Origin of the sequence: Streptomyces sp. NPDC048734 (assembly GCF_043198675.1) — a bacterium.
Taxonomy (GTDB): Bacteria; Actinomycetota; Actinomycetes; order Streptomycetales; family Streptomycetaceae; genus Streptomyces.
In genome coordinates, this window is record NZ_JBICUZ010000002.1 from 487,431 (window position 1) to 506,779 (window position 19,349).

At 71.8% G+C, this 19,349-nt stretch carries 23 protein-coding genes; 10 read left to right on the forward strand and 13 right to left on the reverse strand.

The features are described from left to right. Nucleotides 1-4 precede the first annotated feature (4 nt). Together sdhA and ACGFQC_RS07430 are read left to right on the forward strand one after the other, a co-directional pair. Nucleotides 5-1,759 carry a succinate dehydrogenase flavoprotein subunit gene (sdhA, locus tag ACGFQC_RS07425; RefSeq protein ID WP_363091274.1) on the forward strand — a complete coding sequence of 585 codons (1,755 nt, stop codon included), beginning with the start codon at nucleotides 5-7 and terminating at the stop codon, nucleotides 1,757-1,759. Further along, nucleotides 1,759-2,532: a succinate dehydrogenase iron-sulfur subunit gene (locus ACGFQC_RS07430; protein WP_363091273.1), complete on the forward strand. Its 774-nt coding sequence runs from the start codon at nucleotides 1,759-1,761 to the stop codon at nucleotides 2,530-2,532. Before sdhA ends, ACGFQC_RS07430 begins: the two co-directional genes overlap by 1 nt. A 105-nt stretch (nucleotides 2,533-2,637) precedes the next feature. On the opposite strand, the gene ACGFQC_RS07435 is transcribed toward ACGFQC_RS07430, so the two are convergent. The 4 genes from ACGFQC_RS07435 to ACGFQC_RS07450 all read right to left on the reverse strand — a co-directional run bounded on the left by ACGFQC_RS07435 (nucleotide 2,638) and on the right by ACGFQC_RS07450 (nucleotide 4,700). Then, nucleotides 2,638-2,901 carry a TM2 domain-containing protein gene (locus ACGFQC_RS07435; RefSeq protein WP_363091272.1) on the reverse strand — a complete coding sequence of 88 codons (264 nt, stop codon included), beginning with the start codon at nucleotides 2,899-2,901 and terminating at the stop codon, nucleotides 2,638-2,640. Nucleotides 2,902-3,275: 374 nt separating this feature from the next. After that, nucleotides 3,276-3,686: a DUF2752 domain-containing protein gene (locus ACGFQC_RS07440; RefSeq protein WP_363091271.1), complete on the reverse strand. Its 411-nt coding sequence runs from the start codon at nucleotides 3,684-3,686 to the stop codon at nucleotides 3,276-3,278. Beyond that, nucleotides 3,679-4,146, reverse strand: a complete 468-nt coding sequence (locus ACGFQC_RS07445; protein ID WP_363091270.1) for a TM2 domain-containing protein — start codon at nucleotides 4,144-4,146, stop codon at nucleotides 3,679-3,681. Before ACGFQC_RS07445 ends, ACGFQC_RS07440 begins: the two co-directional genes overlap by 8 nt. A gap of 92 nt (nucleotides 4,147-4,238) precedes the next feature. Further along, nucleotides 4,239-4,700 carry an ATP-binding protein gene (locus ACGFQC_RS07450; protein WP_363091269.1) on the reverse strand — a complete coding sequence of 154 codons (462 nt, stop codon included), beginning with the start codon at nucleotides 4,698-4,700 and terminating at the stop codon, nucleotides 4,239-4,241. Between the two features lie 235 nt (nucleotides 4,701-4,935). Here ACGFQC_RS07450 and ACGFQC_RS07455 point away from each other — a divergent pair, with 235 nt between their 5' ends. From ACGFQC_RS07455 to ACGFQC_RS07465, 3 genes are all read left to right on the forward strand, one after another. Next, nucleotides 4,936-5,787, forward strand: coding sequence for a helix-turn-helix transcriptional regulator (locus tag ACGFQC_RS07455; RefSeq protein ID WP_363091268.1), 852 nt, complete (start codon nucleotides 4,936-4,938; stop codon nucleotides 5,785-5,787). Between the two features lie 8 nt (nucleotides 5,788-5,795). Then, nucleotides 5,796-5,990, forward strand: coding sequence for a DUF397 domain-containing protein (locus tag ACGFQC_RS07460; protein ID WP_363091267.1), 195 nt, complete (start codon nucleotides 5,796-5,798; stop codon nucleotides 5,988-5,990). 317 nt (nucleotides 5,991-6,307) lie between these two features. Next, on the forward strand, nucleotides 6,308-6,856 hold the full coding sequence (locus ACGFQC_RS07465; RefSeq protein WP_363091266.1) for a hypothetical protein: 549 nt from the start codon (nucleotides 6,308-6,310) through the stop codon (nucleotides 6,854-6,856). A gap of 132 nt (nucleotides 6,857-6,988) precedes the next feature. Here ACGFQC_RS07465 and ACGFQC_RS07470 read toward each other — a convergent pair whose 3' ends face one another. Together ACGFQC_RS07470 and ACGFQC_RS07475 are read right to left on the reverse strand one after the other, a co-directional pair. Beyond that, nucleotides 6,989-7,297, reverse strand: coding sequence for a DUF6087 family protein (locus ACGFQC_RS07470; RefSeq protein WP_363091265.1), 309 nt, complete (start codon nucleotides 7,295-7,297; stop codon nucleotides 6,989-6,991). A gap of 73 nt (nucleotides 7,298-7,370) precedes the next feature. Continuing rightward, nucleotides 7,371-7,526: a hypothetical protein gene (locus ACGFQC_RS07475; protein ID WP_363091264.1), complete on the reverse strand. Its 156-nt coding sequence runs from the start codon at nucleotides 7,524-7,526 to the stop codon at nucleotides 7,371-7,373. A gap of 226 nt (nucleotides 7,527-7,752) precedes the next feature. Here ACGFQC_RS07475 and ACGFQC_RS07480 point away from each other — a divergent pair, with 226 nt between their 5' ends. Together ACGFQC_RS07480 and ACGFQC_RS07485 are read left to right on the forward strand one after the other, a co-directional pair. Next, nucleotides 7,753-8,163 (forward strand): VOC family protein, encoded by a 411-nt coding sequence (locus ACGFQC_RS07480; protein WP_363091263.1) that lies wholly within the window; start codon nucleotides 7,753-7,755, stop codon nucleotides 8,161-8,163. Nucleotides 8,164-8,326: 163 nt separating this feature from the next. After that, entirely contained in the window at nucleotides 8,327-9,130 is an 804-nt protein-coding gene (locus ACGFQC_RS07485; protein ID WP_363091262.1) for a TetR family transcriptional regulator, read from the forward strand. Nucleotides 9,131-9,184: 54 nt separating this feature from the next. Here the strand turns inward: ACGFQC_RS07485 and ACGFQC_RS07490 are convergent, their stop codons facing one another. Together ACGFQC_RS07490 and ACGFQC_RS07495 are read right to left on the reverse strand one after the other, a co-directional pair. Then, on the reverse strand, nucleotides 9,185-10,474 hold the full coding sequence (locus ACGFQC_RS07490) for a metallophosphoesterase (protein WP_393287929.1): 1,290 nt from the start codon (nucleotides 10,472-10,474) through the stop codon (nucleotides 9,185-9,187). A 249-nt stretch (nucleotides 10,475-10,723) separates the two neighbouring features. After that, entirely contained in the window at nucleotides 10,724-10,963 is a 240-nt protein-coding gene (locus ACGFQC_RS07495; RefSeq protein WP_363091260.1) for an SCO4848 family membrane protein, read from the reverse strand. 91 nt (nucleotides 10,964-11,054) lie between these two features. Between ACGFQC_RS07495 and ACGFQC_RS07500 the strand changes: the two genes are divergently transcribed. Continuing rightward, on the forward strand, nucleotides 11,055-12,431 hold the full coding sequence (locus ACGFQC_RS07500; protein ID WP_363091259.1) for a D-alanyl-D-alanine carboxypeptidase: 1,377 nt from the start codon (nucleotides 11,055-11,057) through the stop codon (nucleotides 12,429-12,431). Here the strand turns inward: ACGFQC_RS07500 and ACGFQC_RS07505 are convergent. The 3 genes from ACGFQC_RS07505 to ACGFQC_RS07515 form a co-directional block, all read right to left on the reverse strand. Further along, nucleotides 12,385-13,332 (reverse strand): YihY/virulence factor BrkB family protein, encoded by a 948-nt coding sequence (locus tag ACGFQC_RS07505; protein ID WP_363091258.1) that lies wholly within the window; start codon nucleotides 13,330-13,332, stop codon nucleotides 12,385-12,387. The genes ACGFQC_RS07500 and ACGFQC_RS07505 overlap by 47 nt on opposite strands. Nucleotides 13,333-13,444: 112 nt before the next feature. Further along, nucleotides 13,445-14,473 (reverse strand): decaprenyl-phosphate phosphoribosyltransferase, encoded by a 1,029-nt coding sequence (locus tag ACGFQC_RS07510; RefSeq protein WP_363091257.1) that lies wholly within the window; start codon nucleotides 14,471-14,473, stop codon nucleotides 13,445-13,447. After that, nucleotides 14,466-15,035, reverse strand: a complete 570-nt coding sequence (locus tag ACGFQC_RS07515) for a phosphatase PAP2 family protein (protein WP_363091332.1) — start codon at nucleotides 15,033-15,035, stop codon at nucleotides 14,466-14,468. Before ACGFQC_RS07515 ends, ACGFQC_RS07510 begins: the two co-directional genes overlap by 8 nt. A 177-nt stretch (nucleotides 15,036-15,212) precedes the next feature. Between ACGFQC_RS07515 and ACGFQC_RS07520 the strand changes: the two genes are divergently transcribed. Together ACGFQC_RS07520 and ACGFQC_RS07525 are read left to right on the forward strand one after the other, a co-directional pair. Continuing rightward, a complete protein-coding gene (locus ACGFQC_RS07520) occupies nucleotides 15,213-16,562 on the forward strand; it encodes an FAD-binding oxidoreductase (RefSeq protein WP_363091256.1) in 1,350 nt (449 codons plus the stop codon). 30 nt (nucleotides 16,563-16,592) lie between these two features. Continuing rightward, complete coding sequence (locus ACGFQC_RS07525; RefSeq protein ID WP_363091255.1) at nucleotides 16,593-17,381, forward strand: decaprenylphospho-beta-D-erythro-pentofuranosid-2-ulose 2-reductase; 789 nt, start codon at nucleotides 16,593-16,595, stop codon at nucleotides 17,379-17,381. On the opposite strand, the gene ACGFQC_RS07530 is transcribed toward ACGFQC_RS07525, so the two are convergent. Both ACGFQC_RS07530 and trpS read right to left on the reverse strand, forming a co-directional pair. Further along, on the reverse strand, nucleotides 17,378-17,971 hold the full coding sequence (locus ACGFQC_RS07530) for a 2'-5' RNA ligase family protein (RefSeq protein WP_363091254.1): 594 nt from the start codon (nucleotides 17,969-17,971) through the stop codon (nucleotides 17,378-17,380). The genes ACGFQC_RS07525 and ACGFQC_RS07530 overlap by 4 nt on opposite strands. Before the next feature lie 185 nt (nucleotides 17,972-18,156). After that, nucleotides 18,157-19,170, reverse strand: a complete 1,014-nt coding sequence (gene trpS / locus ACGFQC_RS07535; protein WP_363091253.1) for a tryptophan--tRNA ligase — start codon at nucleotides 19,168-19,170, stop codon at nucleotides 18,157-18,159. Nucleotides 19,171-19,349: the final 179 nt, after the last annotated feature.

Genomic DNA, 19,349 nt, shown 5'->3' on the forward strand with positions numbered 1-19,349 from the left:
ACTGATGAAGATCCACAAGTACGACACCGTCATCGTCGGCGCCGGCGGCGCCGGTATGCGCGCGGCGATCGAGTCGACGAAGCGCAGCCGGACCGCGGTCCTGACGAAGCTCTACCCCACCCGCTCCCACACGGGCGCCGCGCAGGGCGGCATGGCCGCCGCGCTGGCCAACGTGGAGGAGGACAACTGGGAGTGGCACACCTTCGACACGATCAAGGGCGGCGACTACCTGGTCGACCAGGACGCCGCCGAGATCCTGGCGAAGGAGGCCATCGACTCGGTCCTCGACCTGGAGAAGATGGGCCTGCCGTTCAACCGCACCCCGGACGGCACGATCGACCAGCGCCGCTTCGGCGGTCACAGCCGCAACCACGGCGAGGCCCCGGTCCGCCGGTCCTGCTACGCGGCCGACCGCACCGGCCACATGATCCTCCAGACGCTGTACCAGAACTGCGTGAAGGAGGGCGTGGAGTTCTTCAACGAGTTCTACGTCCTCGACCAGCTGATCACCGAGGTCGACGGCGTCAAGAAGTCGGCCGGCGTCGTGGCGTACGAGCTGGCCACCGGCGAGATCCACGTCTTCCAGGCGAAGGCCGTGATCTACGCCTCGGGCGGCACCGGCAAGTTCTTCAAGGTGACGTCGAACGCGCACACGCTGACGGGTGACGGCCAGGCGGCGGTCTACCGCCGCGGCATCCCGCTGGAGGACATGGAGTTCTTCCAGTTCCACCCGACCGGCATCTGGCGCATGGGCATCCTGCTGACGGAGGGCGCCCGCGGTGAGGGCGGCATCCTGCGCAACAAGGACGGCGAGCGCTTCATGGAGAAGTACGCTCCCGTCATGAAGGACCTGGCGTCGCGCGACGTCGTGTCCCGGTCCATCTACACGGAGATCCGTGAGGGCCGCGGCTGCGGTCCCGAGGGCGACCACGTCTACCTCGACCTCACCCACCTCCCGCCGGAGCAGCTGGACGCCAAGCTGCCGGACATCACCGAGTTCGCGCGCACCTACCTCGGCATCGAGCCGTACACGGACCCGATCCCGATCCAGCCCACCGCGCACTACGCGATGGGCGGCATCCCGACGAACGTCGCGGGCGAGGTGCTGGCCGACAACACCACGGTGGTGCCCGGTCTGTACGCCGCCGGCGAGGTCGCCTGCGTGTCCGTGCACGGCGCCAACCGGCTGGGCACGAACTCGCTGCTGGACATCAACGTGTTCGGCAAGCGCGCGGGCATCGCCGCCGCCGAGTACTCCCAGAAGGCCGACTTCGTCGACCTGCCGGAGGACCCCGCGGCCCTGGTGGCCGGGCAGATCGAGCGGCTGCGCAACTCGACGGGCACCGAGCGGGTGTCCACGATCCGCCGCGAGCTGCAGGAGACCATGGACGCCAACGTCATGGTGTTCCGCACCGAGCAGACGATCAAGACGGCGGTCGAGAAGATCGCCGAGCTGCGCGAGCGCTACCTGAACGTCTCGATCCAGGACAAGGGCAAGCGGTTCAACACCGACCTGCTGGAGGCCGTCGAGCTGGGCAACCTGCTCGACCTGGCCGAGGTCATGGCCGTCTCCGCCCTCGCCCGCAAGGAGTCCCGCGGCGGTCACTACCGCGAGGACTACCCCAACCGCGACGACGTCAACTTCATGCGCCACACCATGGCGTACCGCGAGGTCGGCGACGACGGCACCGAGTCCATCCGTCTCGACTACAAGCCGGTCGTCCAGACCCGCTACCAGCCGATGGAGCGTAAGTACTGATGGCTACCCCCGTTCTGGACAAGTCGGACGCGGCCCCCGAGCCCGGTTTCGCCGACTCCCCGTACATCACCGCCGTCTTCCGGATCCGCCGGTTCAACCCGGAGGTCTCGGCCGAGGCGACCTGGGAAGACTTCCAGGTGGAGATCGACCCCAAGGAGCGCGTCCTCGACGCCCTCCACAAGATCAAGTGGGAGCTGGACGGCAGCCTGACGTTCCGCCGTTCCTGTGCCCACGGCATCTGCGGTTCCGACGCGATGCGGATCAACGGCAAGAACCGCCTCGCGTGCAAGACGCTGATCAAGGACCTCAACCCGGCGAAGCCGATCACGATCGAGGCCATAAAGGGCCTGACGGTCCTGAAGGACCTCGTGGTCGACATGGAGCCGTTCTTCCAGGCGTACCGCGACGTCATGCCCTTCCTCATCACGAAGGACACCAACGAGCCGACGCGTGAGCGGCTCCAGACGGCCGAGGACCGCGAGCGCTTCGACGACACCACGAAGTGCATCCTGTGCGCCGCGTGCACGTCCTCGTGCCCGGTGTTCTGGAACGACGGGCAGTACTTCGGCCCGGCGGCCATCGTCAACGCGCACCGCTTCATCTTCGACTCGCGCGACGAGGCCGGCGAGCAGCGCCTGGAGATCCTGAACGACCGTGACGGCGTGTGGCGTTGCCGTACGACGTTCAACTGCACGGACGCCTGCCCGCGCGGCATCGAGGTCACCAAGGCGATCCAGGAAGTCAAGCGGGCGCTGATCACCCGCCGCTTCTGATCCCGGCGACTCGGGTCCGGGCCGTCCCGGTCCGGGCGACACGCCGAGGGCCCCGCTCCGCGCAGCGATGCGCGAGCGGGGCCCTCGGCGTTGGGCGGGCGGGGATCAGCCGCGCAGGACGCGGCCCTGGGCGTCGGTGCGGTCGTTGCTCGTCAGGAACAGGATGCCGTCGATGAGCGCCCAGATGCCGAGGCCACCGCAGGTGAGGAGCTGGGCGACGCCCACGCCGACGGAGCCGACGTAGAAGCGGCCGATGCCGAGGGTGCCCAGGAAGAGCTGGAGGATGCCCGCGACGATCTTCGACTTGTCGGAGTACGGACGACCCATCGGGTCGACGCCGTAGGGGGCTTCGGGGGTGGGGACGCTCATGAGAACTGCTCCTGGATTGCTTCGTGTTCAGGCGTTCCCGGAGCTGGTCGCTCCGGAACGGGGAGTCCGGGAGGGATGCGAGTTCTACATACGCCGAGCTTGCGCCGACCGTGCGTCGACCACGTCCGCGCACGCCTTTCGGCCGTGCGGACGTCCCCCCTGTCAGCCGTGAGCCTAGATAAGGCGAAGGTAAGAAAGGGAGTGGGTACGAACTATCGTTCCTATTCCGTGATCAAGTCCGGCCGATTGCCGGGTACCCGAAGGGGTTTGCGCACCGGCGTGCGGGCGGCGCGAATGGCGCGGGTGGGCTCCGGCGGGACGCTCTGGAAGGTGCCGTTCCAGAAGTCGTTCCAGAAGTCGTTCTGGAAGTCGTTCTAGAAGACGTTGCGCACGACGGTCCACGTCACGGCGAGTCCCAGGATCACGGCCTGGGCGCGCGGACCGAGCGCGGGCCGCCAGCGGCGGCCGCGCAGCCCCTCCCACATCCAGCGGCCCAGCAGCGCGAGGGCGAAGGGCGAGGCGAGGAGCAGGGCCCGGTTGTCCAGCCAGGCGGCGCCGAGGTGACCGTGCATCAGGTCGTACGTCATGCGGGTGCCGCCGCACGCGGGGCACAGCAGGCCGGTGACGAAGCGGAACGGGCACTGCGGCAGCAGGTGCCCGCCCTCGTGCGGGTCGGTGACGTACAGGTGGGCCGAGCCGGCCAGACCGGCGGCGAGCACCGCGAGGGGTGCCGCCGCCGGGTGTCGCAGGAGGGAGCCGGGCTCCCCGCCCACCACGTCAGCCACGCAGGATCCGGCCCTGGGCGTCGGTCTTGTCGTTGCTGGTGAGCAGGATGATGCCGTCGATCAGCGCCCAGATGCCGAGGCCACCGCAGGTGAACAGCTGGGCGAGGCCCATGCCGACGTGGCCGATGTAGAAGCGGCCGACGCCGAAGGTGCCGAGGAACAGCTGGAGGATGCCCGCGATGATCTTCGACTTGTCGGACAGGGGACGGCCGTAGGGGTCGTAGCCGTAGGGGGCGTTGGGGTCACCGGTGTAGGCCCCGGGCGGGACGGCGCCGGGGGGCGGGTAGCCGCCCTGCTGGTAACCGGCCTGCGGGTAGCCGGGCTGCTGATATCCAGGCTGCTGGTAGCCGCCCTGCTGCTGTCCGCCCTGCGGGTACCCGTAGGGGCCGGGCTGGCCGGCGTTGGGGTAGCCGTAGCCGGGCTGGGGCGGCTGCTGGGGCTGCTGGGGCTGCTCTGTCACGGTGGGTTCTCCCCCGAAGTCACACGATCGATCGGATGCACGTCATCTTGCATGACACGACGTGCCCTGAAGAAGTCAGGTGCTCCATCGTCCTACGCGGTGACGAGTTCGCACCACACGTACTTCCCCCGATTCCCGGCTCCCGCCGACGGCTGCCACCCCCAGACCTCGGAACAGGCCCGCACCAACCCGAGCCCGCGCCCGTCCTCACCGTCGCCGAAACCGTCCGAATCCCCCGGAAAACAGGGCGGTTCGGGGTCCGCGTCCCACGCCCCGATCCACAGCACCCCGTCCGCCCACCGCACACGGAGCGCCGCGGGCCCCTCGGTGTGCCGTACGGCGTTGGAGACCAGCTCGGCGGCGAGCAGCTCGGCGGTGTCGACGAGGCCGATCAGCCCGTGGAGGGTGAGGATCAGCCGGAGCGTGCGGCGGCAGACGGTGACGGCGCGGGGGTCGTCGGGGATGTGGAGGGAGTATTCCCAGGGCCCGCCGGCCTGGGACCGCTGAGACTGCCGGGACTGCCGGGACTGCTGCGGGGTCTCGTCTTCGGGCATGCGTCGGCTCCGGTTCGATGGTGGGGTTACGGAGGGCGGCGGAAGGCTCGCGGGCGGTGTCATGCCGCAGCCGTCATGGCAGGACGGGGCGGTGCGCTTCCGGGATCCCGGCGGTTCCGCAGCGTGTGCGTCGCATCACCTACGGTAGGGATAACCTGTCATCCCAAGCAAGCCGACCGCGTAATCTGCCTCGAACGAGCCATACCGGCGGGCACGTTGAACCGAGGAGCAATCGATGGTCCTGAGGCGCGAACCAACGGCACGACAGGTGCGCCTGGGTGTCGAGTTGCGCAGACTCCGCGAGGCAGCGGGACTCACGGCGCGCGAGGCGGCAGCACTGCTCGGGACCGGGCGGGTACAGATGAGCCACATCGAGTCCGGCCTCACCGGCGTGAGCGAGGAACGGCTGCGCCGCCTCGCGTCCCACTACTCCTGCACGGAGGCCGAGTTCATCGACGCGCTGGTCGCCATGGCCATCGACCGGACGCGCGGCTGGTGGGAGGAGTACAGGGGCCTGCTGCCCACGCCGTTCCTGGACCTGGCGGAGCTGGACCACCACAGCTCGTTCCGTCACGAGGTGGCCGTCCTGTTCGTACCGGGCCTCCTGCAGACGGAGGACTACGCACGCGCGGTCTTCTCGTCGCGGATTCCCGAACTGACCGACAATGAGCTTGAGCTGCGCATCCGTCATCGGATGACCCGGAGTGCGGTGATCGGAGACTCCTCGTCCATCCCCTACGACGTGGTGATCCACGAGGCAGCGCTGCGGATCCAGGTCGGCGACCGCGCCACCACACGGGCTCAACTCGCCCGGCTCCTGGAACTGTCCGACGCGGACCACATCGCCCTGCGGATCATCCCCTTCGACCTGGAGGGCTTCGCCAGGGCCTCGAGCACCATGATGTACATGGGCGGCCCTCTCCCCAAGCTGGACACCGTCGTGCGCGACGCGCCCCATGGCTCGGTATTCATCGATTCCGAGGCACAACTCAGCGCCTATCGAACGCGCTTCCGTAAGGTGGAGGAAGTGTCACTCGCACCCGACCGTTCGCGTGACTTCATCCACAGACTGGCCAAGGAACTGTGAGGCGCCCCGTGACCACCCCCCACCACTGGCGGAAGTCCTCCTACTCGGGCGAGGGCGACGGCAACAACTGCGTGGAGGTCGCCCGCTCGACCACCCAGGTCGCCGTCCGCGACTCCAAGTCCCCCGCCCGCGCCACCCTCACCTTCCCGGCACCCGCCTTCACCACGTTCGTCGAGACCCTGAAGCAGAACCCGGCTGCCTGACCCGGAACAGCCGGTCACAGCTGAGGCGCAGGCGATGCCTGTGAGCGCGAGGAAGCGCTGGGCCATACGTCCGTAGCGGCGGTGGAATCGGCCGCAGCCGGGACGGTCGGATGGGCGACCGCACCCGGCACCGTCTCTTCGACCGCGCGCCCCGCCGTGAAGCGGTGACGGCACCCGTCCCGGCCCCGGCTTCCTCCAGGATCCGTGCGCATGGGCCGAGACACCGGCAGCTAATGCTGTAACCGCGAAGGTTCGCCGGGTTGGCGGTTGGAACGGTTGGATGGACTGCGCCGTCCGTTCCAACCGCTGGAGGTGTCGTGACCGAGCCTGTGCGGGTGCACAGACCGAGGGATCAGGAAGGGCAGGAACTGCAGCAGGAGCGGCGGCCGAAGGCCATCGGCAACGTGCAAGCCGCACTGCCCGCGTTCTGGCTCAACCTCGCGCTGTGGTACCAGGACGGTCACATCCCCGCACCATATTTCGATGCAGCTTGCGCCATAGCCGAATCAATCCGTACCGACCCCGACTGGCGCACCTGGTGGTCCAGTGCAGAGCGGGGTGAGCTCATGATCGAGATCGAATTCAGTGACCGGCACGGGCGCACCAGCGTCTCCGTACGGAGACGCAAGATCTGGGCTTCGTTCCGCCTTGAAGTCTCGCGCTTCAAAGGTCGCGCCCCAGGTGTTCTCGCCTATCTTGCTTGCACGGACATGGGGACAGTCTTCACGCAGGTATCGGCAGAGTTGGCCATGGTTGCACCGCCTGCGCTTCCGCTTCCTTCCAACGCGACGCCTCCCACACCCAAGAGCGAAGCAGCACGCGAACGACTGGCCGAATTGCGCAGACGTCACCGGGCGAGGCCGTAAATGTGGCTACTGACCGAGGGCTTGTCCGGCGGACGGGCCCCCGGAGCCGGCCCCCGCCCTGGCCGTAGAACCGGTGCGTACGGCGACGCTGATGCGGCACCGCCAACTCGGCGAACCTTCGTGGTCACAGCGCTAGGCCCGTTCGCTCGGGCCCGGCTTGCGGTGCCGCCCCCGCCCGGCCCGGAGCGGCTGAACCCGGAGGGCCGGAGCGGTCGGCGGCTCCTCGTCGCGCGGGCACAGGAAGCGCTGAGCCTCAGCGAGGTTCACCGCGAACCCGTGCGGCTCCCAGGCGTACCCGTTCCACCGTTGGATGATGCGAGGGGCGTCGGGGTGGAGGTGCGAGCCCTTCGGGCCGTCGCCGGACACCAGCGGGACCGCTCGGAGGCGTCCGGTCTTCGCGTCGCGGCGCTCCGCCCAGTCCGACAGCGGCTCGTCGTCCATCGTGCTTCCCTACGCTCCGGTGGCTCCTGTCCCAGCAGGGTAGTGCGCTCCGCCGGTGATCGCGGTACGCCGATCAGGCGATGCGGTGCTGCCGGTGGAGCGCGGGGTGGCCTTCGACCCAGTAGGTGCGGGTCTCCCGCGTGATGTGGAGCCGTACCGCGGTGATGTCGGGGCTGTCCGCGTCCTGCCAGGCGGTGAGGGTTCGCCCGATCGTGTCCCACCGGGCCACGGGGCCGCCCCGGCGGACCGTCCAGGTGTGGAGGACTGCCGGTGGCCGGATGCAGCAGGCATCCGGGCCTCGGCTGTTTCGAGCCCGACGCCGCAGCTCCCTTCCCGCCCTGTGCCCCGGGCCGGCGCTTCACCTCCTGCACGCACTCCGACACTGGCGGCACGGATCGCATGAAGTGGTGTCGACAATCACGGATTCACACCCGATCCGCACCTATTCTGACGTTATGTCAGACGACCAGTCCTACGAGCTGCTCGGGTTCGACAACGTCCTACTGCCCGTCGGGGATCTCGGCGAGGCCGTGGGGTTCTACGAGCGGGCCGGGTTCGCGGTGGCGTTCCGGTTCGACGAGGCCGGGATCGCGTTGCTGAAGGTCGGGGGCGAGACGCCCGGCATCCTGCTGCGCGCGGAGGAGGCGCTCGGGCACCGGCCGCCGCCGTGGGCCTCCCCGCGGCTGTGGTTGGAGGTGCCGGACGCGCGCGCGGCGGCCCGCGCGCTGGCGGACGCCGGCATCCGGCCCCTGGACGGGCCGTTCCCGGTGGCCACCGGTTGGACCGTGGAGATCGCCGACCCCTGGGGGAACGTCCTCGGCCTCACGGACTACTCCAAGCGGCCGGAGCTGGGCCGCCGGACGTGACCCGGGACAGGGAGAGTGGGGCGGGGAGGGTGGGACGGAAGGCGGGACTGGCGGCCCCGGTGCTGCTGGGCGGGCTGACCGCCGTACCGCCCGGCGTGGGTCCTAGACCACGCGTCCCCGCCGGTGACGGCGTGCCCCGCCCCCACTGACTAGGCTCCCTCCCGTGCCAGCGAACGACGACGGCCCCGACGGGGCCGCTCCCCCGAACCGGTCCTCCGAGGCCGTCGCCCCGACCAAGTCGGAGCAGACCCGCGCGCGGATCCTGGAGACGGCGATGCGGCTGTTCCAGGAGCGCGGCTACGACCGGACCACGATGCGGGCCATCGCCCAGGAGGCCGGTGTCTCCGTCGGCAACGCCTACTACTACTTCGCCGGCAAGGAACACCTGATCCAGGGCTTCTACGACCGGCTCGCCGCCGAGCACCGGGCGGCGATCGGGGAGCTGCTGGAGCGCGAGACGGACCTGGAGGCGCGGCTGGCGGGCGTGCTGCGGATCTGGCTGGACGTGGCCACGCCGTACCACGAGTTCGCGGTGCAGTTCTTCAAGAACGCCGCCGACCCGGACAGCCCGCTCAGCCCCTTCTCCCCGGAGTCGGAGCACGCGCGCAACGAGGCCATCGGCGTCCACCGGACGGTGCTGGCCGGTTCGAAGGCGAAGGTGCCGGAGGAACTGCGGGAGGTGCTGCCCGAGTTGATGTGGCTGGCCCAGATGGGTCTCGTCCTGTACTGGATCTTCGACCGCACCGAGGGCCGCGAGCGCAGCTACCGGCTCGCCGAGCGTGGCGCGCGCCTGACCGCGCGCGGGGTGGCGCTGGCCCGCTTCCGGGTGCTGCGGCCGCTCGTCCACGAGGTGCACGAGCTGTTCACGGACTTCCTGCCCGGCATGACGAAGGCCCTGCCGGACCCGGCGAAGACGCAGAAGGAGCAGAAGGAGCAGCCGCCGGGCCCGGCCGGCCGGGAGGAGTGACCCGCCTCGGCGCGACGCGTCCACCTCCCCCGGCGCCGGGACCCCGCGCGCTCCTCAGGCCTGCTTCGACGCCAGTTCGATGACGGTGATGTCCGAGGGGGCGCCCACGCGCGTGGGCGGGCCCCAGGCGCCGGCGCCGCGCGAGACGTACAGCTGGGTGTCGCCGTAGCGCTCCAGGCCCTCGACGGTCGGGTTCGCGGCGGCGGCGAGGAGGTTGCCGGGCCACAGCTGGCCGCCGTGGGTGTGGCCGGAGAGCTGGAGGTCGACGCCGTGCTCGACGGCGTCGTGGATCTGCACGGGCTGGTGGGCGAGGAGCACGCACGCGCGGGCCCGGTCCCGGTCACCGAGGGCCTTCGCGAAGTCGGGGCCCTGGCCCTCGCTCTCGCCCGCGACGTCGTTGACGCCGGCCAGGTCGAACCACGGCAGTTCGGTCCGCGCGTTCTCCAGGGGCAGCAGGCCGAGCCGCCGCACCTCCTGGACCCACTGCTCGGCGCCGGAGAAGTACTCGTGGTTGCCGGTGACGAAGAAGCTGCCGTGCCGGGCCCGCAGCCGCGCGAGCGGGGCCGCCGCCGGGCCCAGGTCCTTCACGCTGCCGTCGACCAGGTCGCCGACGACCGCGATCAGGTCGGGCTGCGTGCCGTTGATGGTGTCGACGACCTTCTGCGCGAACCCGCGGCCGAGGACCGGACCCAGGTGGATGTCGCTGACGACCGCGATCCGGTACCCGTGCGCCGCGCGCGGCAGCCTGGCCAGCGGGACGGTGACCCGCTTCACCGCGGGGCCCCTCAGTACGCCGTAGGTGCCGTAGCCGACGGTCCCGGCGGCGGCCACGGCCGCGGCGCCGCCGACGACGCGGGAGACGAACAGGCGGCGGGAGGGGCCGGCGGGACGCGGGGAGCCGGTGTCCTCAAGGGGCCGCGGCTCCTCGGGCGGGGTGGGCGTTCCGTGTCCGGGCGGGGACGCCAGCACGGTCTCGGGCTCCTCGTCCCGCGCCTCCACCGGCACCGGCGTCCGGGCGGCCGCCCGCCGCTCCAGGACGCGCCGCAGCAGCGGGCGTACCGCCTCGCCCGCCAGGACCGCCAGCACCAGGTACATCGACAGCGCCAGCCACAGGAAGCCGGGCCAGGCCAGGACGCGCTGGAGCCAGAAGGGGGCGCCTGCGCGTCCGGCGACCATGGCGCCGACGGCCAGGACCCAGCCGCCCGCGATCAGCACCGCGCCGCCGCGCCGGACCCAGCCGGGGGCGCGGGTCGTGTCGTGGAACAGGCGCCGCCACAGGTACCAGTTGGCCACGACCAGGACGGCCAGTACGGCCAGGGCGAGCAGCACGAAAAGGATGGCCACGGTCTTCGGATCCCCTGCGGTGGGCTTCGGACGCCGGACGTGCGGCGTCGGAGGTCGGGCGTACGGCGTCGGCGTCGGGCTTCGGCTTCGGGCTTCGGCGTCGGCGTCAGGCGTCGGCGTCGGCGTCGGCGTCGGCGTCGGCGTCGGGCGTCGGGCGTCGGGCGTCGGGCGTCGGGCGTCGGGCGTCGGGCGTCGGGCGTCGGGCGTCGGGCGTCGGCGTCAGGCTTCGGCGTCGGCGTCGGGCTTCGGTTATGAGGTTCGGCGCAGGGCGCGCAGTCCGCGCAACCCGATGCCCCCGACGACCGTCCCCAGTACGAAGGAGACGACGGCGAGCGTCAGGTGGACCCAGAAGTAGGCCGTCGGGTCGCCGTCGTCGAACGCGAGCCCGCTGCCGTCCTTGATCAGGTTTTTGACGAAAGTGACCCAGATGACCCAGCTCCACACCCCGAAGGCGAGAAGGAACCAGGACACCGGTCGGCTGAGCTTCATGCGTTCAGTATCGCCGCCCGCTGGCCGGTTCCATGACGGGGGTGGGGAGGGGGGCGGGACTTCCCGTCGTGCGCCCGGTACTTTCTCCGTCGTGCCCGCACCCTTGAAGCAGACCGCCAGGCGAACCCTGCTGGTCACCTCCGCGACCCTCGCGGCCCTCGCGCTGACCGCGCCCGTGTCCCTCGCCGCGCCGCCCCCGTCGCCCTCGGCCCCGGCCCCGGCCTCCGGTTCGCCGTCCGCCTCCCCCTCCCCTTCGGCTTCGGCTTCGGCTTCGGCCTCGGCCTCGGCCTCGGCCTCGACCAGTGCGTCCGCCACTCCCCCGGCGAAGATGTCGTCGCTGGGCGGCGCCCGCCTCGGGCAGGCCGGGACACAGGTCCAGCTCACCGGCGGCGCGCCGGTGCTCCCGAAGGACCTCACCGCGCGGTCCTGGATCGTCGCGGACGCCGAGTCCGGCGAGGTGCTCGCCGCGCACAACGCGCACTGGCGGCTGCCCCCGGCGAGCACCCTGAAGATGCTCTTCGCCGACACCGTCCTGCCGAAGTTCCCCAAGGCCACGCAGTACAAGGTCCAGCCGAAGGACCTGGAGGGGGTGGGTGCCGGCTCCAGCATGGTCGGGATAAAGGAGGGCGAGACCTACTCGGTCCACGACCTGTGGCTCGGCGTCTTCCTGCGTTCCGGCAACGACGCCGTGCACGTCCTGTCGTCCATGAACGGAGGCGTCGCGGCCACCGTGCGGCAGATGAACGACCACGCCGACGAACTGCAGGCCCTGGACACCGACGTGGTCTCGCCCGACGGCTACGACGCCGCCGGTCAGGTCTCCTCGGCCTACGACCTGACGCTGATCGCCCGCTCCGGCCTCCAGAAGCAGGACTTCCGCGAGTACTGCTCGACGCCGACCGCGAAGTTCCCGGGCGCCACGACGAAGAACAAGAAGGGCCGGACGGTCCGCGAGACCTTCGAGATCCAGAACACCAACCGGCTGCTGACCGGCGACTACGACATCACCCAGTACCAGGGCATCGCGGGCGTCAAGAACGGCAACACCACCAACGCGGGCGCCACCTTCACCGGCGTCGCCGAGCAGGGCGGGCGGGTCCTGCTGGTCACGGTGATGAACCCGGAGAAGGACGACCACAACGAGGTCTACAAGGAGACCGCCGCCCTCTTCGACTGGGGTTTCCAGGCGGCCGGCAAGGTGACCCCGGTGGGCGAGCTGGTCCCTCCGAGGAGTGCCGCGCAGGCCGGCGCGCAGCCCGGCGCGAACTCCGGCGGGGAGGCCGGGGAGGCCGGCGGCGTCGGCAATGTGTCCGAGCGGCCGGTGGCGGGCGCGGTCGCGAAGAACGGCTCCGGTGGCGTCGGGATCGCCATGGCGATCGCCGGCGGGGCGCTGGTGCTGCTCGCCGGTGCGGCGTTCCTGGTCAACCGCCGGTGGCCGCTGCCGGATCTGGTGCGCCGCCGCCGCTGACCCCGTGCGGAGCGTCGGTGTCGGTGTCGGTCCCGGTGCCGGGGTCCGCGCCGGCGGATCCCGTCGCGGTCCACGCGGCGCAGAACAGGACCAGTTTCGCCGTGAAGTTGATCCACAGCAGCAGGGCGATGGGCACGCCGAAAGCGCCGTACATGCTCTTCGTGGCCACGCCCTGCATGTAGCCGCTGAGCAGCAGCTTCAGCAGTTCGAAGCCGACGGCGCCGGTGAGCGCCGCCACGACCAGGCGGCGGCGAGGCGGCTCCACGCCCGGCAGCAGCGTCAGGACGTACAGCAGGAGCAGGAAGTCCGCGAGGACGGCGACGAGGAACGCGGCGACGCGCAGCAGGATGCCGCCCCAGCCGGACTGGTCGATGCCCGCCCGCTCGATGATCCAGCCGACCATCGCGGAGGCGACGGTGGAGATGGCGAGGGTGACGAGGACGGCGCCGCCGAGTCCGAGGAGGATGCCCAGGTCCTTGAGCTTGCGCAGGACCGGGTTCTCCTCCTCCTCGTCGCGCAGTTCCCACACCGCGCGCAGGCACTCGCGCGTCGAGCCGGCCCAGTTGACGCCGGTGAACAGCAGGGCGGCGCCGGCGATGAGGCCGACGGTGCCGGCGTTCTGCACCAGGCTGTCGATGTTCAACCGGTCGGAGATGCCGGGCACCTGGTCGGTGATCCGGTCCTGGAGTTCCTTCTGCCGCTCGGGGCTGAGGGTGGCGGCGCCGATCGTGGCGGCCACGGTGAGCAGCGGGAAGAGCGCGACGAAGCTCGTGAACGTCATCGCGGCGGCCAGCATCGTCCACCGCACCCGGTCCAGCCGCTCGTACGACCGCCACGCGTGCGTGGCCGTCATCCGCGTGATCCACGGCCCGATCCCGGGGAGCTTTTTCAGCCAGTCCATGATCCGACTCCCCTGGTGAGATGTGCGGCGCTCCGGCCGGGCACGCGTGCCCGTTCTTCTACCCCCGAATACCCCCGAACCGCCGGACGGTGGCGGGCGGCGGGACGGCGCGTCACCAGTCGGCCACCGCCAGACCGTACATGGTGAGCCAGGCCAGGCCGATCAGGGCGAGGGCGCGGTCGCCGAGGACGACCTCCTCGGGTTCGCCCGCGGTGCCGCGGTCGGCGAAGACGGCGTAGCGCAGCACGGCCAGGACGAAGGCGACCACGGACAGCTGGCGCCAGGGCAGCACGCTGGTGTGCGGGACGCCGCCCTCCTCCAGCGCCCACAGGCAGTAGCCGAGCACGGCGACCCCGGCCGCGAGCTGCCAGACGAAGCGCAGGTAGCCGGTGGTGTACTCGGTGAGCAGGGCGCGGGTGGCGCCCGCCGTCCCGGCCATCTGGACGGCCTCGGAGTAGCGCTTGGCCGACACCATGAACAGCGCCCCGAAGCCGGTGGTGATGAGGAACCAGCGCGACAGCGGGATGCCGAGCGCGAGCCCGCCGACCGTGGCCCGCATCAGGAAGCCGGTGGTGACGACGGCGAGGTCGACGACGAGGACGTGCTTCAGGCTGACGCAGTACGCCAGTTGCATGCCCAGGTAGGCGAGGAGGAGTCCGGCGACGGCGGGTGTGGTCAGCCAGGCCGCGACGGCCGGGGCCAGCACCGCGAGGGCGCCTCCGACGGCGTAGGCGACGGGGACGGGGACCTGTCCGGCGGCGACCGGGCGGTGCCGTTTGGTGGGGTGGGCGCGGTCGGCCGCGGCGTCACGGGCGTCGTTGACGAGGTAGACGGCGGCGGCGCAGCCGGTGAACAGGGCCAGGACGAGGGCGAGTTCGGTGAGGGCGTGGACGGTGAACAGCTGCCCGGCCGCGGCGGGGGCGGCGGCGACCAGGACGTTCTTGACCCACTGCTTGGGGCGGGCGGTGCGCAGCAGGCCGGTCAGGAGGGAGCCGGTGGGCGCGGTGTCGCCGGGGTGCGGGGCGGGGCCGGTGTCCGTGTCGGGGCGGGGGTGGCGGGTGCGTTGTCCGAGGAGGGCGGGTTCCGGGGGGTGCGGCTCGGCGCGGCGGTGGGTCCCGGCGAGGGGCGCGGCCTCAGTCATGGACGCCTCCCCCGGCCCGGCGCGCGCCGGCCTTCATCCAGGGGGTGCCGACGCGCGCCGCGAGCGCCCCGAGGGCCGCTCCCGCGGCCACGTCGGAGGGGTAGTGCACGCCGACGACCAGGCGCGACAGGCACATCGCGGCGGCGATCGGGGGCACGGCGTACGCCCCGAGGGCGCCGTAGGCGACGGCGGCGGCCGCGGCGGAGGTCGCGTGCGAACTGGGGAAGGAGTGCCGTCCGGCGGTGCGGACCAAGGGCTCGACGTGTGTCGGGCGCGGGCGGCGCACCATCCGTTTCACGCCCATGCTGGCGAGGTGGGCGCCCGCGGTGAGCGCGGTGGCCCGCAGCCAGGCGCCGCGCCGGGCGCCGTCGAGGGCGGCTCCGGCGAGGCCCGCCGCGAGCCACAGCGCGCCGTGCTCGCCCGCCCGGGACAGGGTGCGCGCGGCGGCCGCCAGGCGCGGATCGGCGCCACGGGCGTGGACCGCCGTCAGGATGCGGTGGTCGATGCCGGCCTCCCTGCCGTCGATGCCGTCCACCCCGCCGACGGCGCCCCTGTCGCCCATGTCGCCCATGTCATCGATGTCGTCCATGCCATCCATGTCGTCCATGTCGATTCACTGTTCACGCCGGGTACGCCGGATATCCGGCAATATCGAGCGACATACCATTAATCACCCATTTCGGGGATGAAGGAATGTTTCAAAACTAATCATCCATAAAGGGGCGATACGGTCACCGACATGCCTGCCGAGACCGTTTCCGTCACGGGATGGGGCCGCACCGCTCCCTCCACCGCCCGTCTGATCCGTCCCAGGACGTACGAGGAGGCCGTGACCGCCGTCCGGAACTGCGGGGCGCGCGGAGGGATCCCGCGGGGCCTGGGGCGGGCGTACGGGGACGCGGCGCAGAACGCCGGCGGGGCGGTGCTCGACATGACGGGCCTGGACCGGATCCACGTCGTCGACGTGGCCGAGGGCAGCGTCCTGTGCGACGCGGGCGTCTCCCTGCACCACCTCATGGAAGTCCTGCTGCCCCTGGGCTGGTTCGTGCCGGTGACCCCCGGCACCCGCTACGTGACCGTCGGCGGCGCGATCGGCGCCGACATCCACGGCAAGAACCACCACGTGTCCGGCTCCTTCTCCCGCCACGTCGTGTGCCTGGAACTGCTCACCGCCGACGGCACGGTCCGCACGGTCCGCCCCGGCACCGCCCTCTTCGACGCGACCGCGGGCGGCATGGGCCTGACCGGCGTGATCCTCACCGCGACCGTGCGGCTGCGGCCCGTCGAGACGAGCCTGATGTCCGTCGACACCGAGCGCGCGACCGACCTCGACGACCTGATGGCCCGGCTGACCGCCACCGACCACCGCTACCGCTACTCGGTCGCCTGGATCGACCTGCTCGCCCGCGGCGCCGCCACCGGCCGGGCCGTCCTGACCCGCGGCGACCACGCACCCCTCGCCGCCCTGCCCGCCCGCGCCCGCCGGGCCCCGCTGTCCTTCCGCCCCGCCCGGCTCCCGGCCGCGCCCGCCTGCTTCCCCGAGGGGCTGCTCACGCGCCGGACCGTGGGCCTCTTCAACGAACTCTGGTACCGCAGGGCACCGCGCGCGCGTACCGGCGAACTCCAGCGGCTGTCCGCCTTCTTCCACCCCCTCGACGGGGTCCCGCACTGGAACCGCGTCTACGGCCGCGGCGGCTTCGTGCAGTACCAGTTCGTCGTCGGCCACGGCCGGGAGGAGACCCTGCGCCGGATCGTGGACCGCGTCGCGCGGCGCCGCTGCCCGTCCTTCCTCGCCGTCCTCAAGCGGTTCGGGGAGGCCGACCCCGGCTGGCTCTCCTTCCCCGTGCCCGGCTGGACGCTGGCCCTGGACGTCCCGGCGGGCCTGCCCGGCCTCGGCGACCTCCTCGACGGGCTCGACGAGGAGGTCGCCGCCGCCGGCGGGCGCGTCTACCTCGCCAAGGACTCCCGGCTGCGGCCGGACCTGCTCGCCGCGATGTACCCGCGGCTGGACGACTTCCGCGCGCTGCGCGCGGAGTTGGACCCCCGCGGGGTGTTCGTGTCCGACCTCGCGCGCCGCCTCACCCTCTAGAACACCCCCTCCAGAACCCCAGGAGCAGTCGTGAAGGACGCCTTCGGCCTCCCCCAGTCCCTCCTCGTGCTGGGCGGCACGTCCGAGATCGCGCTGGCCACCGCGCGCCGGCTGATCGCCCGCCGCACCCGCACGGTCCATCTGGCCGGACGCCCCTCACCCGCCCTGGAGTCGGCCGCCGCGGACCTGCGCGCCCTCGGCGCCGACGTGCGCACCGTCGCCTTCGACGCCCTCGATCCCGAGGCGCACGAGAGCGTGCTGGGCAAGGTGTTCGCGGAGGGCGACATCGACCTGGTGCTGCTCGCCTTCGGCGTCCTCGGCGACCAGGCCCGCGACGAGCGCGACCCGGTGGCCGCCGTGCGCGTCGCGCAGACCAACTACACGGGCGCGGTGTCGGCGGGCCTGGTGGCCGCCCGCGCGCTCCAGTCCCAGGGCCACGGCTGTCTGGTGGTCCTGTCGTCCGTCGCCGGCGAGCGGGCCCGCCGCGCCAACTTCATCTACGGCTCCAGCAAGGCCGGCCTGGACGCCTTCGCGCAGGGGCTGGGCGACGCGCTGCACGGGACGGGCGTCCACGTCATGGTCGTACGCCCCGGCTTCGTGCGGACGAGGATGACCGCCGGGCTGGCGGAGGCGCCGCTTGCGGCCACCCCCGAGGAGGTGGCGGCGGCCGTCGAACTGGGGCTGCGGCGGCGCTCGGAGACGGTGTGGGTGCCGGGGGTGCTGCGCGTGGTGATGTCAGGCCTGCGACACCTGCCGCGCGGGCTGTTCCGCAGGCTGCCGGCCCAGGGTCCGCAGGCTGCCGGCCCAGGGCAGGTCTAGGCTCTGTCGATCAACGGGCGGGGGAGGGAGTCGCGGTCCCCGTGTGCGGCCTGCGGGGGGACGACCGGGCCGCCGAAGGCGTACTCGCGGAGCTTGCGCCAGATGCCGTCGGCGCCCTGCTCGTGGAGGCCGAAGCCGGTGCAGGACCATTCGGCCCGGTAGTCGGCGAGTTCCTCGTACGCGCGGTCCATGGCCGCCTCGTCGATGCCGTGCGCCACCGTGACGTGCGGGTGGTAGGGGAACTGGAGCTCGCGGGCGACCGGCCCGGAGGCGTCACGGATCCGCTTCTGCAGCCAGCCGCAGGCCGAGACTCCCTCGACCACCTGCACGTACACCACGGGCGACAGGGGCCGGAAGGTGCCGGTGCCGCTCAGCCGCATCGGGAACGGGCGGCCCGCCTCGGCCACCGAGGTCAGGTGCGCGTCGACGGCCGGCAGGGCGCCGGCGTCGATCTCGGTCGGCGGCAGCAGCGTGACGTGGGTGGGGATACCGTGAGCCGCGGCGTCGCCGAAGCCCACGCGCCGCTCCTGGAGCAGGCTGCCGTGGGGCTCCGGGACCGCGATCGACACGCCGATCGTTACGGTCCCCACGTCGTCTCCTTCGTCGCGTCGGTGTGCCGGGCGCCGCCCCGGCGCCTGGTGCCTGGTTCGTACTCAGTCGTACGGCTATCGACTGTACGGCCACGGGCCGTGTCGAGGGCAGGCGCAGCGGAAGTGATGTGCAGCGCTCTGCCCGGTGGAACGTGCGTGCGGTGGTGCGCCCTCAGTGCCCGGCCTCAGTGCTTGGCGGGCAGGAAGCCCACCCGCTGGTACGTCCGGGCCAGTGTCTCCGCGGCGACGGCGCGGGCCTTCTCGGCGCCCTTGGCCAGGATCGAGTCGAGCGTCTCGGGGTCGTCCAGGTACTGCCGGGTGCGGTCCCGGAACGGCGTGACGAAGTCGACGACGACCTCGGCGAGGTCCGTCTTGAGGGCGCCGTACAGCTTGCCCTCGTACTGCCGCTCCAGCTCCGGGACGCTCGTGCCGGTGAGGGTCGAGTAGATGCCGAGGAGGTTGCTCACGCCCGGCTTGTTCTCGGGGTCGTGGCGGATGACCGTGTCGGTGTCCGTGACCGCGCTCCTGACCTTCTTCGCGGTGGCCTTCGGCTCGTCGAGCAGGTTGATGAGGCCCTTCGGCGTGGACGCCGACTTGCTCATCTTGATCGACGGGTCCTGGAGGTCGTAGATCTTGCCGGTCTCCTTGAGGATGTACGGCTTCGGGATCGTGAAGGTCTCGCCGAAGCGGCCGTTGAAGCGCTCGGCGAGGTCACGGGTCAGCTCGATGTGCTGGCGCTGGTCCTCGCCGACCGGCACCTCGTCGGCCTGGTACAGCAGGATGTCCGCGACCTGGAGGATCGGGTAGGTGAACAGGCCGACCGAGGCGCGGTCGGCGCCCTGCCGGGCGGACTTGTCCTTGAACTGGGTCATGCGGGAGGCCTCGCCGAAGCCGGTGAGGCAGTTCATGACCCAGGCGAGCTGGGCGTGCTCGGGGACGTGGCTCTGCACGAACAGCGTGCACCGGTCCGGGTCGAGCCCGGCCGCGAGCAGCTGCGCGGCGGCCAGCCGGGTGTTGGCGGTCAGCTCCGCCGGGTCCTGCGGGACCGTGATCGCGTGCAGGTCGACGACCATGTAGAACGCGTCGTGGGACTCCTGGAGGGCCACCCACTGACGGACGGCGCCGAGGTAGTTGCCGAGGTGGAACGAGCCTGCGGTGGGCTGGATCCCGGAGAGCACGCGGGGACGGTCATTCGCCATGCCCACCATTGTCTCAGAGCCGCGGGGGTGGTTCAGGAGGGTGGTTCTGGAGGGTGGGGAGTGCCGCGGGGGGGGGGGGCGGGGGCGGCCCCCCCCCCCCCCCCGGGGGGCCCCCCCCCGGGCGGGGGGGGGGGCGGGGGGGGCCCCCCCCCCCCCGGCCGGGGCCCCCCCCGCCCGCA

Coding starts and splice junctions, on each gene's coding strand:
- sdhA (WP_363091274.1), top strand. CDS start 5: ATGAAGATCCACAAGTACGACACCGTCATCGTCGGCGCCGGCGGCGCC.
- ACGFQC_RS07430 (WP_363091273.1), top strand. CDS start 1,759: ATGGCTACCCCCGTTCTGGACAAGTCGGACGCGGCCCCCGAGCCCGGT.
- ACGFQC_RS07435 (WP_363091272.1), bottom strand. CDS start 2,901: ATGAGCGTCCCCACCCCCGAAGCCCCCTACGGCGTCGACCCGATGGGT.
- ACGFQC_RS07450 (WP_363091269.1), bottom strand. CDS start 4,700: ATGCCCGAAGACGAGACCCCGCAGCAGTCCCGGCAGTCCCGGCAGTCT.
- ACGFQC_RS07455 (WP_363091268.1), top strand. CDS start 4,936: ATGGTCCTGAGGCGCGAACCAACGGCACGACAGGTGCGCCTGGGTGTC.
- ACGFQC_RS07470 (WP_363091265.1), bottom strand. CDS start 7,297: ATGGACGACGAGCCGCTGTCGGACTGGGCGGAGCGCCGCGACGCGAAG.
- ACGFQC_RS07480 (WP_363091263.1), top strand. CDS start 7,753: ATGTCAGACGACCAGTCCTACGAGCTGCTCGGGTTCGACAACGTCCTA.
- ACGFQC_RS07495 (WP_363091260.1), bottom strand. CDS start 10,963: ATGAAGCTCAGCCGACCGGTGTCCTGGTTCCTTCTCGCCTTCGGGGTG.
- ACGFQC_RS07505 (WP_363091258.1), bottom strand. CDS start 13,332: ATGGACTGGCTGAAAAAGCTCCCCGGGATCGGGCCGTGGATCACGCGG.
- ACGFQC_RS07510 (WP_363091257.1), bottom strand. CDS start 14,473: ATGACTGAGGCCGCGCCCCTCGCCGGGACCCACCGCCGCGCCGAGCCG.
- ACGFQC_RS07515 (WP_363091332.1), bottom strand. CDS start 15,035: ATGGGCGACAGGGGCGCCGTCGGCGGGGTGGACGGCATCGACGGCAGG.
- ACGFQC_RS07520 (WP_363091256.1), top strand. CDS start 15,213: ATGCCTGCCGAGACCGTTTCCGTCACGGGATGGGGCCGCACCGCTCCC.
- trpS (WP_363091253.1), bottom strand. CDS start 19,170: ATGGCGAATGACCGTCCCCGCGTGCTCTCCGGGATCCAGCCCACCGCA.